At 72.7% G+C, this 14936-nt stretch carries 14 protein-coding genes; 9 read left to right on the top strand and 5 right to left on the bottom strand.

Features of this window, described 5'->3' with window-relative positions; genetic code table 11:
• Window positions 1-75: 75 nt before the first annotated feature.
• Both O4U47_RS00220 and O4U47_RS00215 read left to right on the top strand, forming a co-directional pair.
• Window positions 76-1353: an FAD-binding oxidoreductase gene (locus O4U47_RS00220; protein WP_270674789.1), complete on the top strand. Its 1278-nt coding sequence runs from the start codon at window positions 76-78 to the stop codon at window positions 1351-1353.
• Between the two features lie 53 nt (window positions 1354-1406).
• On the top strand, window positions 1407-2762 hold the full coding sequence (locus O4U47_RS00215) for a (Fe-S)-binding protein (protein WP_270674786.1): 1356 nt from the start codon (window positions 1407-1409) through the stop codon (window positions 2760-2762).
• Window positions 2763-2793: 31 nt separating this feature from the next.
• Here the strand turns inward: O4U47_RS00215 and O4U47_RS00210 are convergent, their stop codons facing one another.
• Window positions 2794-3480 (bottom strand): DUF1963 domain-containing protein, encoded by a 687-nt coding sequence (locus tag O4U47_RS00210; RefSeq protein WP_270674784.1) that lies wholly within the window; start codon window positions 3478-3480, stop codon window positions 2794-2796.
• Window positions 3481-3829: 349 nt separating this feature from the next.
• On the opposite strand from O4U47_RS00210, the gene O4U47_RS00205 reads away from it, so the two are divergent.
• Window positions 3830-4399, top strand: a complete 570-nt coding sequence (locus tag O4U47_RS00205; RefSeq protein WP_270674781.1) for a YwqG family protein — start codon at window positions 3830-3832, stop codon at window positions 4397-4399.
• 137 nt (window positions 4400-4536) lie between these two features.
• On the opposite strand, the gene O4U47_RS00200 is transcribed toward O4U47_RS00205, so the two are convergent.
• Window positions 4537-5283, bottom strand: coding sequence for a DUF1963 domain-containing protein (locus O4U47_RS00200; RefSeq protein WP_270674778.1), 747 nt, complete (start codon window positions 5281-5283; stop codon window positions 4537-4539).
• A gap of 249 nt (window positions 5284-5532) precedes the next feature.
• On the opposite strand from O4U47_RS00200, the gene O4U47_RS00195 reads away from it, so the two are divergent.
• Both O4U47_RS00195 and O4U47_RS00190 read left to right on the top strand, forming a co-directional pair.
• Window positions 5533-5961, top strand: coding sequence for a CBS domain-containing protein (locus tag O4U47_RS00195; protein ID WP_270674775.1), 429 nt, complete (start codon window positions 5533-5535; stop codon window positions 5959-5961).
• A 195-nt stretch (window positions 5962-6156) separates the two neighbouring features.
• A complete protein-coding gene (locus O4U47_RS00190; RefSeq protein WP_270674772.1) occupies window positions 6157-6726 on the top strand; it encodes a YwqG family protein in 570 nt (189 codons plus the stop codon).
• Between the two features lie 83 nt (window positions 6727-6809).
• On the opposite strand, the gene O4U47_RS00185 is transcribed toward O4U47_RS00190, so the two are convergent.
• A complete protein-coding gene (locus tag O4U47_RS00185; RefSeq protein ID WP_270674770.1) occupies window positions 6810-7193 on the bottom strand; it encodes a DUF1330 domain-containing protein in 384 nt (127 codons plus the stop codon).
• A gap of 144 nt (window positions 7194-7337) precedes the next feature.
• Window positions 7338-8054: a DUF429 domain-containing protein gene (locus tag O4U47_RS00180; protein WP_270674767.1), complete on the bottom strand. Its 717-nt coding sequence runs from the start codon at window positions 8052-8054 to the stop codon at window positions 7338-7340.
• Between the two features lie 425 nt (window positions 8055-8479).
• Here O4U47_RS00180 and O4U47_RS00175 point away from each other — a divergent pair, with 425 nt between their 5' ends.
• The 4 genes from O4U47_RS00175 (at window position 8480) to O4U47_RS00160 (ending at window position 13095) form a co-directional block, all read left to right on the top strand.
• Entirely contained in the window at window positions 8480-8923 is a 444-nt protein-coding gene (locus O4U47_RS00175; RefSeq protein ID WP_270674765.1) for a hypothetical protein, read from the top strand.
• Window positions 8920-12063: a hypothetical protein gene (locus O4U47_RS00170; RefSeq protein ID WP_270674763.1), complete on the top strand. Its 3144-nt coding sequence runs from the start codon at window positions 8920-8922 to the stop codon at window positions 12061-12063. Before O4U47_RS00175 ends, O4U47_RS00170 begins: the two co-directional genes overlap by 4 nt.
• Before the next feature lie 387 nt (window positions 12064-12450).
• Complete coding sequence (locus O4U47_RS00165) at window positions 12451-12642, top strand: hypothetical protein (protein ID WP_270674760.1); 192 nt, start codon at window positions 12451-12453, stop codon at window positions 12640-12642.
• A 3-nt stretch (window positions 12643-12645) separates the two neighbouring features.
• Window positions 12646-13095, top strand: a complete 450-nt coding sequence (locus O4U47_RS00160) for an ATP-binding protein (protein ID WP_270674759.1) — start codon at window positions 12646-12648, stop codon at window positions 13093-13095.
• A 48-nt stretch (window positions 13096-13143) separates the two neighbouring features.
• Here the strand turns inward: O4U47_RS00160 and O4U47_RS00155 are convergent, their stop codons facing one another.
• Window positions 13144-14847, bottom strand: a complete 1704-nt coding sequence (locus tag O4U47_RS00155; protein WP_270674755.1) for an ABC transporter family substrate-binding protein — start codon at window positions 14845-14847, stop codon at window positions 13144-13146.
• Window positions 14848-14936: the final 89 nt, after the last annotated feature.

Here is a 14936-nt window from a genome sequence, read left to right as displayed (position 1 = left end):
CCCCGTTGATCTCCCCGATATCAACGGGGAGGCGGGGGAACGAGGCGTCCAGGAACCGTTCGGGAAGGGCGGGCGATGAGCGGCGAAGACCAGCAGGCGCGGGTCGAAGCGGACGGTGCGGTGGGCGCCCTGGCGGCGTCCGGCGTCCCCGTCCGCCCCGGGGCCGACCGGGACGCGGTGGGGGGCGTCGTCCCCCGGTGGGTCGCCGAGCCCGCCGACGCCGACGGATGCGCGGCGGTGGCGGCCGCCGCGGCCCGCGACGGACTGGCCCTCGTGCCGCGCGGGGCGGGCACCAAGATCGGTTGGGGCGCTCCCCTACGCCGGTGCGACGTCGTCCTCGACGTGTCGGCGCTGAACCGGGTCGACCACGCCGCCGGGGACCTGGTGGTCGAAGCCGGCGCCGGAACGCCGGTGGAGGACCTGGCCGACGTGCTGGGCGCGTCCGGCCAGCGGCTCCCGGTCGACCCGGTGGTGCCGGGGTCGACCGTCGGCGGTGTGGTGGCCACCGGGCTGTCCGGCCCGGGGCGGATGCTCTACGGCCCGGTGCGCGACCTGATCCTGGGCATGACCGTGGTGCGCGCCGACGGGGTCGCAGCGAGCTCGGGCGGGCGGGTCGTCAAGAACGTCGCCGGATACGACCTGGGCAAGCTGCACGCCGGGGCGCTGGGGACGCTCGGGATCATCACGTCGGTGACATTCCGGCTGCGCCCGGTCCCCCCGGCGGCGCACACCGTGTCCGCCCGGGCCGACGACCCCGCGCGCGCTCGGGAGCTGGTGGCGTCGGTGCAACGGTCGCACACCGCCCCGACCGCGATCGAGGTCGACCGTCCGGCCGCAGGGGCGGTCACGGTCCATGTGCTGCTCGAAGGGCCTAAGGACGGCATCAGAGCGCGCGCTGACGAGGTCTCCTCGCTGCTGCCCGGCTCCTCCGTGTCGGAGGACCTGCCCGAGGGCTGGGGAGAGCTCCCGGGCGGCCCCGGGGACACGCTCCTCAAGCTGACCTCCCCTCCGGCCCGGCTGCCCGCCGTTCTGGACGCCCTGGCCGAGGCCGCCCCCGACGCGGGGCCCCTGCCGGTCCGAGGTTCGGCAGGGTCCGGCGTGCTGTTCAGCGCGCTGCCGTCGGCGACCGACCCGGTGAACGCCGTCCGGGCCGTCGCGTCCCTGCGCGCCCGCGTGGAGGAGGCGACCGGGGGCCACGGCTCCCTGACCGTCCTGGACGCGCCGCGCCCCGTGCACGATGCGGGCCTCGACCCGTGGGGGACGGTGCCCGGGCTGCCGCTCATGCGGTCGATCAAGAAGAACCTGGACCCGGACGGTGTCCTGTCCCCCGGCCGGTTCGCCGGAGGCATCTGACGCCCGCCCCCTTCCCTCGCATTCCGCGCCCCGACCCGCAGGGAGGACACCCGATGACCGAGAGCGCGAAGAGCGCAGACGGCACCGAAGGCGCCGAAGGCGCGGAGAACGGCGCCGGGACGGCCGAGCGGCCGTTCCCCGACCTGCTGTCCGACTGCGTGCACTGCGGCTTCTGCCTGCCGACCTGCCCCACCTACGTCCTGTGGGGCGAGGAGATGGACTCCCCCAGGGGGCGCATCCACCTCATGGGGCAGGCGGAGGACGAGGGGGTGTTCACGGACGCCTCCGTCGGGCACTTCGACAACTGCCTCGGGTGCCTCGCATGCGTGACGGCGTGCCCGTCCGGCGTCGCCTATGACGCGCTGATCGAGACCACCCGCGCGCGCGTGGAGGAGGAGCACGAGCGCCCCCGGGCGGAGCGCCTCATCCGCTCGGCGATCTTCTCCCTCTTCCCCTACCGGCGCCGCCTCGGGCTGATGCGCGGCCCCCTGCGCGCCTACCAGGCCAGCGGCCTGGCGAAGCCCTTGCGCTCGTCCGGAGTACTCGAACGCGTGTCCCCGTCCGTGGCGGCGATGGAGCGCATGGCGCCGCCCATCAAGGGGAAGGTGCCCGCGCTTCCTGAGCGCGTCCCGGCCGCCGGTCGGCGGCGGGCCGTCGTCGGCATGCTCACCGGGTGCGTGCAGGGGGCGTTCTTCCCCCAGGTGAACACGGCGACGGCACGGGTGCTGGCCAGTGAGGGCTGCGAGGTCGTCATCCCGAAGGGCCAGGGGTGCTGCGGCGCGCTCTCTTCGCACTCGGGCCGCGCCGAGGAGGCCGCGCGCTTCGCCGAGGAGACCGTCCGCACGTTCGAGAAGGCAGGGGTCGAGTCCGTCGTCGTGAACTCCGCGGGATGCGGCGGCACGATGAAGCACTACGGCCGGGTGCTGCGCGAGGCGGGCCGCCCTGACGACCTGGTCCGCCGCGCCGAGGCACTGTCCGCCAAGGTCGTGGACTTCTCCGAGTACCTGGCGGAGCTCGGCCCGCGCGCCGAGCGCCACCCGCTGCCGGTGAAGGCGGCCTACCACGACGCCTGCCACCTCTCCCACGGCCAGGGGGTGACCGCCGAGCCCCGGGACCTTCTGCGCTCGATCCCGGACCTGGAGGTGGCCGACCTGCCCAACCCGGAGATCTGCTGCGGGTCGGCGGGGGTGTACAACCTGCTCAACCCCGAACCCGCGGCCGAGCTGGGGACCCGCAAGGCCGACGACGTCGCCTCCACGAAGGCGTCCCTGCTGGTCGCGGGGAACCCCGGGTGCTCCCTGCAGATCGCCGCGACCATGCGCGAGCGCGGCGAGGAGATCGCCGTCGCCCACACGGCCCAGGTGCTCGACGCCTCGATCCGGGGGCTGCCGCCGTCGGCGCTGGTGTGACGCGGCTCCAGCACACCGCGGGCGCCGGGGTTCAGCAGGACTGGACGATGAGGATGCCGCCGGTCTGCTCCGGGTTCAGGAAGGCGTAGGCGGTCCCGGCGTCGCCGCAGTTGATGGAGTACTTGCCGTCGTCGGAGTCGATGGTGGCCAGGTGGTGCCATTCGTCGCCGGGGGACTCGTCGCCCTGGAGCCAGAAGACCTTTCCGCCGACCTGGACGTCGGACCACCACGGGACCACGTCCTCGGGTTCCGCGTCCTCGCCGGGGTCCCCTTCGTAGGGGGTGAGCTCTACGCGGTACTCCACGGGCGTGCGGTCGGAGCCAGTGGCGCTGTAGTACAGCGTCGGCCCCTCGGCGGCCGGCGCGGTGCGCACATAGGGCGTGCCTCCCGGCTGCACGATCACCGTGTTGGGGATGTAGGGGTCGTTCACTCGGTAGGCCTGCGGAGCGTCGGTGTTCCAGCCGTACTCGCTGAAGTCCCTCTCGTACCCGTCGTCCATGAAGATGTAGGCCATCCTCGGCTCGGCACCGGGGAGCCGCACCTGCGCGACGAATCTCAGGGGCCTCCCGCCCGGAAGGGGCCACTCCGGCTCGGAGAGCCAGTCCGGCCGGCCACCGAACCTGGTCACCGGCCCGCCGTCGGCCGCCGCTCCGGCCTCCCCGTCCTCTGCGGACACCAGCCTGCCGAAGTGCATGGTCCGCAGGTCGTCAACGCTCATGGCCCTCCCCCTCCCCGTCGGCGGTGGCCTGCGCATCCGCCGGCCAACGAACAAGACGGGGGCCGGGGGACCCCGGTTCCCGGAGAGCACCCATCATCTCTCCCGCCGCGACGCTCCCCGTCCCTTCCCGACTGCTCCCGCTCCGCACGCCGCGCCTGTCCGCGTAGGACTCTGGTGAGTCCGAGAACACCGGAGGTGGCGTGCGCTCTGCCCGGCCGTTCCTAACGTGGGTCGGGAAGCCCCCTGGTGGACGGCGTCGGAACCGGCCCCCCGTCGCGCCCGTCGATTCCCCGACACGGTAGGGACTCCGGTCCCCTGCCACATTCGGCACACGGCCAGGAGGCCCCCTGTGGACGAGCAGACCCCGCGATTCCTGCGATTCGAGAAGTGCGACGAACCGGTCCGGGAGCCGGTCACCAAGCTCGGCGGGCAGCCGGTCTGGCTGGAGGAGCCGGAATGGCCGCTGTCAGCCGAGACCGGCAACCCCATGCGGTTCATCGGGCAGGTCCGCCTGCCCGGCGCCGGGGTGCGCCTCGGCTACCTCTTCATGACCGAGGAGGAGGACGGGCACGGCTACGAGACCATGGATCCCGAGGCCGGGGAGAACGCCTTCTTCGCCCAGCCGGGACGCCCCGCCTCCTTCTACGAGGCCGCCCCGCTGGAGACCGGCCCGACGCACGGCCCCGACCACGTCGCGGTGACGTACGACCCCGACTCCATCCCGTTCGTCGGAGGCGGCATCACCTTCCTGGGAGGCGCCCCCGATGTGCTTCTTGATGCCCCCGGAACGTGGGAGCACATACTCCAGCTGGACAGCATTGACGTGCCGTTCTACGTCAACTTCGGCGACACGGGCACCGGCTACGCCTTCCTGGACACGGAGACCGGCGAGGGCCGCTTCTTCTGGCACTGCTGCTGACCTGTGGCGGACGGCTCGCCCGCCGGTCGACCGGGACCGGCGCCGATCCGCGGGCGAACCGTCCGGATGTGCAGGCTTCAGCCGCCCCGGTCGGCGCTGGTGCAGCGCCGCACCTTCGGCCTGCGGGTCCCGAGCATTCAGCAGGACTGGGTGATCAGGACGCCGTTGGTCTGCTCGGGGTTCAGGAAGGCGTAGGCGAGGCCGCTGTCGCCGCAGTTGATGGAGTACTTGTCGGTGGCCGAGTCGATGGTGGCCACGTGGTGCCAGTCGTCAGGCACCTCTTGCATCTGGAGCCAGAAGGCCTTCCCTCCGACCTGGACGTCGGGGCGGTCCTCCTCCTCGTCGAACTTCGCGTCACCCGACCACCAGGCGACCGGGACGTCCTCCTCCCCCTCGACCTCCGCCTCCACCGTCTCCGGGACGTACGGCGCGAGCTCCACCCGGTACGCCACGGGCATGGCCTGGCCAGGGACGATGTTGTGCAGGGTCGGGCCCTCCGCGACCGGCGCGGTGGGGACGCGGGGTGTGCCGTTTGGTTGGACGATGACGGTGTTGGGGGCGTGGGAGTCGGTCACGCGGTAGGTGGACGGGACGTCGGTGTTCCAGTCGTACTCACTGAGGTCGCCCAAGTCCGGGTCCTGGTCGCCGAACCCGTCGTCCTCCATGAAGATGTAGGCCATCCTCGGCTCGGAGCCGGGGAGCCGCACCTGCGCGATGAAGCGCTGGGCCTTCCCGGACGCCAGGGGCCACTCCGGCTCGGAGAGCCAGTCCGGCTGGCCGCCGAGCCTGGTCGCCGGTCCGCCGTCGTCCGCCCGCACGGACTCCCCCTCGGCCAGGGGCACCAGCCTGCCGATCTGCAGGGTCCGCAGGTCCTCAACGGTCATGCGATCTCCTCGTCCCGATCCGGCGGCGCCCTGTGCGCCCCCCGGCAACGGACAAGACGGGTCCGGGAGCGATCCGGTTCCCCGAAACGCACCGCGTTCTCCGGCGCCGTCCGCCACCCGCCCCTGCGGCCTTTGGCGAGTCCGGACCCGCCATGTGTCGTGCCTTTTGCCGGGACGCTCCTAGCGTTGACCGGGAGAGGCCTGTGGACGGCCCCGTCCATCAGGAATCCGAGCCGAGGAGGCCGGGACATGACCACCGCCGCCGACATCATGCACCCTGGAGCCCATTGGATCCCCGCCGACGAGACCCTGGACCGTGCGGCGCAGCTCATGCGGGAGCACGGGGTGGGCGCCCTACCGGTGAGCGACCCGATGGATCCCGACGAGCGCATGGTCGGGCTCATCACCGACCGCGACATCGTGGTGATGTGCGTGGCCTCGGGCCACGAGCCGTCCCACGTCACCGCCGGGGAACTGTGCCGGGGCACGCCCCACTGGATCGCGAGCCGCGCGAGCGTACAGGACGTCCTGCGGGAGATGGAGGGCAACCAGATCCGCCGCCTGCCGGTCATCGACGAGAACCGCAGGTTCGTCGGCATGATCAGCGAAGCCGACCTGGCCCAGTTCCTGTCCGACGACCAGTTGGCGCATTTCGTGGAGCGCGTGTACTCCTCCTGACGCTCCCCGACCGGATTCCGACCGAGGGGCCGCCGTGAGGCGCCCCTCGGTCCCGTTGTGCGCCGGAACGGTCCTGGCGCCGTTCAGCGCCCCGCCCGTCTCCAGAGGAACCGCTCCTCCGCCCCATCCGTCGGTACCACCGACACGGCGGGGATCTGGGCCCTGCACCACCCCACAGACAGACAGGAACCCCCCTTGGACAAGCAGGTCCTGCAATTCGAGAAGTCCGACGTCCCGGTCCGGGAACCGGTCACCAAGTTCGGCGGACAGCCGGTCTGGCTGGAAGAGCCCGCGTGGCCGCTGTCGGCGGAGACCGGCAACCCCATGCGGTTCATCGGGCAGGTCCGCCTGCCCGGCGCCGGGGTGCGCCTCGGCTACCTCTTCATGACCGAGGAGGAGGACGGGGAGTTCGTCGAAGGCACGTGGGAGCCCGACGGCGGGGAGAACGCGTTCTTCGCCCAGCCGGGACGCCCCGCGAGCTTCTATGAGGTCGCTCCATTGGAGACGGGCCCAACGCACGGCCCGGACCACGTCGCGGTGACCTCCGCCCCCGACACGGACGACGAGTCCTTCACCTTCCTGGGAGGCGCCCCCGCCTGGCTCCAGCGCAACGAGGAACCGAAGGCCCCGGGAACGTGGGAGCACGTGCTCCAACTGGACAGCTGCAAAGCGCCGTTCGACGTGAATTTCGGCGACGCGGGAATCGGCTACGCGTTCCTGAACAGTGAGACGGGCGAGGGCCGGTTCCTCTGGCAGTGCGCCTGACCCGCGGAGGCAGCCCCGCGCGCTGATCGACCGGGACCGGCGCGCGGGCCGCTCGAACGTGCAGGGGGCGGATGCGCGGCCGTTCAGCCGTCCCCGTCGCCGCGCGTGAACCAGGGAGTGGTCGGCTGGAGCACGGCCTCGGTCAGAGCACCGGAGCGCAGGCCGGTGATCTCCTGGTACTCGGGGTCGGCGACCATCCGGCTGAAGGCCTCGCGGCTGGGATAGCGCACCAGGAGCACCGCGTCCCAGTCCTGGCCCTCCTCGGCCACGAGGGGCGCCTCGCCGTCGCCGGCGTAGAGGAGCTCTGCCCCGTACCGGGCCAGGAAACGCCCTGCCCGCCGCGAGTACTCCTCATAGGAGGGCCGCCCGTCGGGGGCGAAGCGCAGCAGGTTGAGCATCACCACGGGACCGCCGGGGTCCTTCTCCACCAGCCGTGCGAGGTCCTGCCCGGAGGGGTCGACCGCCATCGTGGCCTCCTCATCACGAAGGAACACGCCGCGGACAGGGACCGCCCGGTGCTCAACGGCGGCCGGAGCGGCGCACCCCCATCGTGACATACCGCATGGTCGGTATCGAGGCGGGGTGGCCCGGAGCCCGGCCCGTCCGGCACATCAGAACCGGATGGCGACCGGCCCACCGCCCTCGTCGCGGTCGGCGGGGTCGGGCAGACTGCCCGCCACCCCGTCGGCGATCCGCTTCGCGGACCATGCCGCGGCCGCGGCGTCGAGAACGTCGTCCACAGGAACCGGACCCGCCTGCCCCAGGTCGTCGGGAAGGGAGATGCCCTGGGCACCGAGGAGCCGGAGCCGCTGCGCCTGCCCGTTCCATGTCCGCTTGCTCCAGGCGAGCGGGCCGCCGGCCATCGCGGCGAAGGAGACCTCCGGGTGGACCCCGTGCAGCCGGACGCCCCTGCGGCGCTGCTCCTCGGCCTCACGGATCTTCGGGAACAGCGCGAAGGCCTGGGCGGCGACCCCCTTTCCCGCGAGCTCCCGCTGGACCCGGTCCGCCTGCTCCCGGCTCGTACACTCCAGGACCCGGCGGGAGGGCACCGGGAACACGCTTCCCCTGCGGGGACCCAGGGCCGAGCGGGCCCGGAGGTCGCACTCGCGCCAGAGCCGCCCGTCCGGGGGAAGCCCCAGCGGGACGTCGATCGCGATCACGCCGCCTTCCGCCCCGTCGACCAACGCGCACAGCCGGGCGTGGAAACGCGCCCCGCTGAACACCCCTTCACGGAGGTGCACGGCGACCCAGCCGCCCGCGCACCCGTCGACACCGACGACGTGGACGTCGGGGACGCGTTCAGGCCGGGCGCCACGCGAGTCCGCCATACGCTCCTCTTTCCCCAGCAGAGGCTTGCCCCACCCGATCGGCCCCGATTCCTCCGCAGCGGTCATACGGATCCGACCACCACCGATTCCGCTCGCTTCTCGCAGCACTCGGGACAAAAAAGCAGCACAGGCCAGAAAATGCCGATTCTCCGCCACCAAAGGACGGCGGGGACGAACCCCACTGGAGCGACCCCCCGCGCACACCGGCGAAGACGAAGCCCTGCATCTCCTCTCATGGGATGGCGGGACCGAATGCACCATGAGCGCCGTGGTGCGCATCGCACCTCCTGGGGCCGGTGGGGAAATATCGGCCACAGGAACGGATAAACGTACTCATTCCTTTATCGAAAAAGGGCGTCGCCCTCGCGCGGCGCCTCGTTATCATCCCAGAACCGGCGGGCTGGATTCCGACAAAAGGGGTGGCCATGGGTGAGGGCGGGACGGGCAAGCGGTACCGGGTGGAGACGGGCGACGTCTCCGGACAGGTGGTCGTGGGCGAGGACAACAACGTCGTCGCGATCCATGGAGGGCCCCAGGACGTCCCTGTGGCCGAAGGCGCCGACCTGGAGTCGCTGCGCTCCGGCTTCGCCGCGTTGCGCGAGCGGATCGACCGGGAGGCCGGGAAGGGGGCGGACTCCGCCCGCGAGCGGATCGACGAACTCGAAGAGGCGGTCACCGCCGAGGAACCCGAGGTCTCGACCATGGTCTACGTGCGCGACTGGTTCGCCAAGCGCCTGCCCGCGCTCGCCGGAGCCGTCACCGCGCTCATCGTGCACCCCTTCGTCGGGCGGCTCGTCGAGCACGCGGGCGACGCCGTGGCCGCCGAGTTCTCCCGCCACTTCGGCGGCGAAGGCGGGGACGGGGAGTGACGCCGCCCGACGGCGGAAGCGGAGCCGACAACTGGGTCGAGGTGGCCGGAGACGTCACCGGGACCATGGTCGTCGGCGACCACAATGTCGTGGTCACCGCCGAGCGCTCCCACGTCACCGTCGTCCAGCAGGGGCGGCGGCCCGAGGTCCGGCCCCGGGAGGACGTCCGCCTGCTTCCGCGCCGCGTACACGCCCCCCTGGGGCGCGGGCGGGAGCTGGACGCCGTCACCCGCGCCCTCGCCGAAAGCGGCGCCGTGCAGGTCTATGGCCCCTCCGGCACCGGAAAGAGCACCCTGCTGCGGATGTGCGCCCACGAAGCCCGGGCCGACCCGGGCGGGGTCGCCTTCGTGGACGCGGCGGGCCAGGACCGCGGCGACGTCCTGCAGGACGTGTTCACCGCCTGCTTCGACGCCCCCGGCTACCGCCCGACCGGTGCGGAGCTGCGCCGCCTGATGACCGGTGTCGGGGCCGCGCTCATCCTGGACGACCTGGAATGCCCCCGGCAGGACCTCGAATCTCTGCTGGACACGCTCCCCGATGCGGCCGTGCTGGTCTCCTCGACCCGCCGCACCCTGTGGGGGAACGGGGACGCGATGGCGCTGGAGGGCCTCGGGCACGCGGACGCACTCGCCCTGCTCTCCCGCGCGCTGGGGCACCCGCTGGACGAGTCCGAGCAGGCGCTGGCCGACGAGCTGGTCCTGGCCACCTCGGGCAACCCCCACCGGCTCCTGCTCGCCTCAGCCCAGGGGAGGCTGGCGCGGCCTGCCGAGCTTCCCGACCTGCTCCCGCGTCTCTTGGGGACACTGGGACCCGGCGAGCGCGCCGTGCTGTCCGTACTCGCGCTCGCCGGGCCCGGCGGTGCCGACACCGGACTGCTCGCAGCGGCGACCGCACCGGGCACCGACACCGCCTCGGCCGGTGAACGCCTGGAACGCCTGGGGATCGCGGTCCCCACCGAGCGGGGCCACCGCCTGGCGCCCGGCCTCGACGGCGGCGCGGCCGAGACCGTTACGCCTTCGGGCGGCGCGGAACTGTCCGCCATCGCCGACCGCCTCGTCCACTGGGTGACGGCCCCCGGCCGCTCCGCCTCCGACGCGGCGGGCGCCGAAAGCCTGGTCTCGCGCACCGTCGACGCCCTGGACCGCGCCGGTGCCGCCGAGACCGCCGTCCGCCTGGCGCGCGCCGCCGCCCCGACGCTCGCCTGTTCGCTGAAGACCGGCGCCTGGGGGCGGCTGGTGGAGCGCGGGCGGGCGGCGGCCGAACGCGCCCGCGACAAGGGCGCTCTGGCCTACTTCCTGCACGAGGAGGGGGTACGGAGCCTGGTCACCGGTCGGCGCGCCGCCGCAGCCGCCGGGTTCGCCGCTGCCGCCGCCCTGTGGCGGGAGATGGGCGACGAGGCCGCCGCACGCGGCGCCGAGGAGGGGGCCGAGCTGTGCGGGCCGGAACACGCCCAGACCGGTTCCGACGCGTCCGGTGCCGACACAGGCGGTTCCGACGTGGGCGCCGACCCGGGGGTGTCCGGGACGGATGAGGCGTCGTCGGCCGCCGACGCCCTGTCCGGCGGTTCCCCGCCCCCGGGAGGCGAGGTCGCCACCGAGGCCGCCCACCAGTCCGGCGGCCTGGCGACCGAGGTCGCGGCGGCGGCCGACCCGGGAGGCGCGGTCTCCTCCACGGTCACCTCGACGACCGCGACCGCGGGCAAGGCCGGTGCCGGGCTCACCGCCAAGCTCGCGGTCGGCGGAGGGCTGGCCGCGGTCACCGCCGGCGGGGTGGTGCTCGGGCAGCAGGTGCTCACGTCCGACACCGTTCCGGTCAGCGTCATGGTGGCGACGGCGGCGGCCGAGGTCGCCATGCCGGGCGAGCCGGGCGAGGACTGCGCCATCGGCGGCGGCACAACCGACTGCACCACCGTGGTCGACTCGGCGAAGGGCGAGACCGGCCCCATCGAGGTCGACCCCGACGCGCCTCTGCCGGAGGGCGTCGCGTTCCTGTACTGGGGGTGCGAGGAGGGCCCAGGGGCCGAGTCCTGCACGGTCCAGGCCGACGCGGCCCTGACCGTCTGCATCAGCACCACCGCCCCTGAGGACGCGGCCAACCGCCGCGCCTGCGCCGAGGCGACGGGGACGGCGGCGGCCTTCCGCCCGGTTGCCTGGAACAGCGGAGGGGAGCTCAAGGGGGTGACCGAGCCCGGCGGGGAGGTGGAAGTCCTCGAAGAGGACGTGGTCCCCGGGTCGGTGGCCTGGTCGGCCGACGGGACCAAGGTCGCGTGGTCGGAACTGGAGGAGGCGGGCTCGGACGCCACCGAGGAGTGGACGATCCACCTGCGCGACCTGGCCGCCGACCAGGAGCACACGTGGACCTGCGACGCCTGCACGATCGGCTTCCTCGGTGACACGCTCGTCTCCACGGGCTTCGAGGCCGACCTGCTCACCTACCCCGACGACGGTGGTGAGCCCTCCGGGCACGACATCCCGGAGATCCCGGAGGGACCGGCCGGGGACATCGCGCCCAACATCGAGCTCACACCGATGTGGACCGGCGGCGAGCTGCGCACCTACGCCCACGTCAGGGATGATCCGAACGACTTCTTCACGACCGCCTTGTACGAGATCCTCTCCCCCGAGGAGGCCCGGCACGTCGTGGACACCGGAAGCGTCCAGTACAGCGAGGAGACGGTCATCGCGGTGAGCCCGGACCAGACCCTCGGTGTCGCCGTCACGCACACCTATGGCGTGTCCACCTCACCGTGCGCCCCCGTGTCCGAGGCCCACGTGGTGGACCTCGCCGACGGATCGGCGCAGGCCGTGCTCCTGCCGGAGAACGGGAGAAGCCTGAGCGCCGCCTGGTTCGATGACGAGGGCGCCGCCCGAGCCGTCCTCATGCCCTATGGGCCCGACTCGGACTACGCCTCCGAAGCGGAATTCGACGGGAACTGCGTCTACGACTCCTCCGCCGAACCGAACGGCTACACCATGGCTCCCGGAGCCGAGGGCTGGTCCCCCGTGGACGGCGGTGGACTCCGCGAATTCGACCTCGGCGAAGGCTGGACCGCCCGCTACGGAGACGGCCGCATCGTGTTCCTCAACAACGGAGAGGAGGCCATGGAGGAGAACGCCGACGTGGTCTTCCCCGCCGGGTGACCCGGCCGCACGGCCCTGTCCCTCCTTCCGCGGTCCACCGGAGGCCGAGCCTCCACGGCCACTTTTTTGCTTTGAAGGCGACCAGGCCTCACCTGCAAGTTCTGCCGCCATCGCGGACACACGACCACGTCAGCGAGAACTTTCGGACGGGCTGAAATGCAGAAATCCCGGCGACCGCTGGCACGGCCCCGGGGCACGGTCCCCACCTGCCCAAGAGGCGAAGACATGTCTGATGCTAGCCAGAAGATGCACCAACGCTCGACTTCCTCGTCAGAGGAGAGGCACGGAGCCAAGCGATGCCACCTCCGAGCCCTCTCCGAAGAGCTCGCCAGTCGGGGTGTTCGCTGCCTGAGCACGCTCCCGCTGGAGGGAGCACACGGCCTGTACGTGACCCTCCGCAGGGGAACCGACTGCGTGGTCGTCGCGGAGACCGTCGACGGGTGGCGCTTCGTCGGCCCCGGGCTGGAGTGCAACGCCACGGACCCGGCCGCTGCAGCGGAGCTCCTGCTCAGGGAGCCGCCGCCTCCGGCCCTCCGCGATGTCCTCCGGCGCCGTTCGCGCATGAAGGCGGTGGCATGAACCATGAGCCGCCTCATCCTCAACGTGCGGGAAGAACTCCCCTGTGACCATGACGGCCTCCGCATCGCCCGCGCGCTCACCCGCGTGCACCTGCGCCCTCTCTGGGCCGACTCCCTTGTCGACGACGCCGAGCTGTGCGTCGATGAAGCCTTCTGCAATGCCTGGTGCCCCACTCGCAGCGGGCTCGACGGGGAACCTTCCATCCGGCCCTCTACGCCACAGCCGGAGGACCGCTCTACATCGACATCACCGACGCCGGCGCTGAACCCCGCTGACCGGCCCCGCGTGCGATCAGGGACCGCGGGTGCAGACCTCGACGCCGAGACCGGAAGGGGGATGTTCCTCATCGACTCTCTCACCGCCCACTGGCTCCACACCGAGAAGGCCGACTGCGGATGCCTCTCCCTCACTCTGCTCGCTCCGGACCGGACTCCCCTTCCTCTGAGCATGTGAGGAGGGCGGCCCCACGGGAGTGGCGCGGGGCGGGCACCGCGTCCCACCTCACTCCTTCAGGTAGCCGATGTCCTCGTATTGGTGGGTGCCGAAGCCCGGGGCGCCTATGTTGGCGAGGTCGGAGCGGACGCCCATCAGTTGGGGGCGCTGGTACAGCGGCAGCGTGTGGCCCTCCTGCCACAGCAGCTCGTCCGCGCGGTTCACCGCTCGCAGGGACGCCTCCTCGTCGAGGCTCTCCAAGGCCTCGTCCATCGCCGCGTCGATCTCCTTGGACCCGATGCGGCCGACGTTGGAGCGCCACTCCTCGCCGTCGGGCCCCTCCACCGGGGACGCCCACTGCGGGAGCGAATTGGAGATCGGGAACCGCCCGCCGGTGTTCACGAACGCCACCATGTCGTAGTCGCCCGGCAGCACGTAGCGGGAGAACAGCTCGTCCCCGCCAACCGGCTCGATGGTGACGCCGATGCCCGCCTCACTGAGCATGGCCTGCACCATCTCCGCCTCGTCCTGGGCCGGACGGAAGCCTCGGGGGACGAGGAAGCGCAGTTCGAGCCGCTCGCCGTCCTTCTGGCGGATCCCGTCCTCGCCCGGCTTCCAGCCCGCCTCGTCGAGGAGTTCGCCCGCGCGCTCCGGGTCGTGCCGCCCCCACTGCCCGCTGTTGTCGGTGAAACCGGGCTGCCCCTCCAGCAGGAAGTGGTTGCCCAGCGGCTCGGCCTCCATCCCCAGGCCGCTCAGCGCCGCGTCCGTCAGGGCCTGCCGGTTCACCCCGAGGAACACCGCGTGCCGCACCTTGCGGTCCCGCAGCAGCGGGCTCTCGCCGTTCAGGGTGATGTGCCGGTAGTCCGGCCCGAGCGCGACGCGCACCTCCCCGTCCCCGGCGGAGTTCGCCCGCGAGAACGACCCGGCGTCCACGGGGAGCGCGTAGGCGTCGATGCCCCCGTCCAGGAACGCGCTGTCCAGCCCCTCCTGGTCCATGGCGGTGAACACGATGCCGTCGAGCACCGCGGGGTCGCCCCACCAGTCCTCCGAGCGCCGCAGCTCCACGCGGCGGGCCCCGTCGTCGACCCCGGCCACCTCGAACGGCCCGGCGGTCAGCGGGATGTCCCCCTTGTAGTCCCCGTTGAACGCCTCGGGGTCGCCGGCCACCGACTCGGGCAGCAGCGGGGCGAACAGCGACGGGTACTCCGAGAACGGCTCGGAGAACTCCACGACCGCCTCGTACTCGTCGGCGCCCTGCCGCACGCGGGCGATGCGGTCGTAGCCGACCTCGCCGCGCACCCGGTAGCCGTCGCCCTGCCCGTCCAGCGCGTCGGCCGTGGCCCGGTAGTCCCGCCAGGTGATGGGGGTGCCGTCGGACCAGTGCGCCTCCGGGTTGAGGCGCAGGGTCACCGTCTGCGGGCGGTCCGGCCCCGCCTCGCGCACCTCGGCGCCGAGCAGGTAGTCGGGGTCGGGCCGGGGCCCCTCCTCCGGGTCCACCTCGAAGGGGGTGGGCAGCACGGCGTCGGTGACGGTGCGCACCGTGGCCAGGTTCCCGTCGGCGTGGTGGGGGTTCCACTGGGCGGGGAACTCGTTGATGCCCCAGTCGAGGGTGCCGCCGGGTTCGAGGTCGGCGCGGTCGGCGGCGCCCACGTCCACGCCCCCCGCGGCGGCGGGCCGGGGACCGGCCCCCTCCTCCGCGGGCGAGCAGGCCGCCGCGCCGACGGCGACCGCGCACAGCAGCGCGGCGCCGCGCCGGGCACGTCCCTCTCCCACGTGCACCCCTTTCGGACGGTCCCCGTCGGCCGAGGGGCGGCCGGGGCCCCGTCGCGGACGAAAGCCACGATTGGAACAATCCGGAAATA

Origin of the sequence: Nocardiopsis suaedae (assembly GCF_027706745.1) — a bacterium.
Taxonomy (GTDB): Bacteria; Actinomycetota; Actinomycetes; order Streptosporangiales; family Streptosporangiaceae; genus Nocardiopsis_A; species Nocardiopsis_A suaedae.
This window is presented reverse-complemented; position numbering and strand designations above follow the sequence as displayed.

What these genes read in the sequence shown, in the direction of transcription:
- O4U47_RS00220 (WP_270674789.1), top strand. Translation starts at nt 76, where the DNA reads ATGAGCGGCGAAGACCAGCAGGCGCGGGTCGAAGCGGACGGTGCGGTG.
- O4U47_RS00215 (WP_270674786.1), top strand. Translation starts at nt 1,407, where the DNA reads ATGACCGAGAGCGCGAAGAGCGCAGACGGCACCGAAGGCGCCGAAGGC.
- O4U47_RS00210 (WP_270674784.1), bottom strand. Translation starts at nt 3,480, where the DNA reads ATGAGCGTTGACGACCTGCGGACCATGCACTTCGGCAGGCTGGTGTCC.
- O4U47_RS00200 (WP_270674778.1), bottom strand. Translation starts at nt 5,283, where the DNA reads ATGACCGTTGAGGACCTGCGGACCCTGCAGATCGGCAGGCTGGTGCCC.
- O4U47_RS00195 (WP_270674775.1), top strand. Translation starts at nt 5,533, where the DNA reads ATGACCACCGCCGCCGACATCATGCACCCTGGAGCCCATTGGATCCCC.
- O4U47_RS00185 (WP_270674770.1), bottom strand. Translation starts at nt 7,193, where the DNA reads ATGGCGGTCGACCCCTCCGGGCAGGACCTCGCACGGCTGGTGGAGAAG.
- O4U47_RS00180 (WP_270674767.1), bottom strand. Translation starts at nt 8,054, where the DNA reads ATGGCGGACTCGCGTGGCGCCCGGCCTGAACGCGTCCCCGACGTCCAC.
- O4U47_RS00175 (WP_270674765.1), top strand. Translation starts at nt 8,480, where the DNA reads ATGGGTGAGGGCGGGACGGGCAAGCGGTACCGGGTGGAGACGGGCGAC.
- O4U47_RS00160 (WP_270674759.1), top strand. Translation starts at nt 12,646, where the DNA reads ATGAGCCGCCTCATCCTCAACGTGCGGGAAGAACTCCCCTGTGACCAT.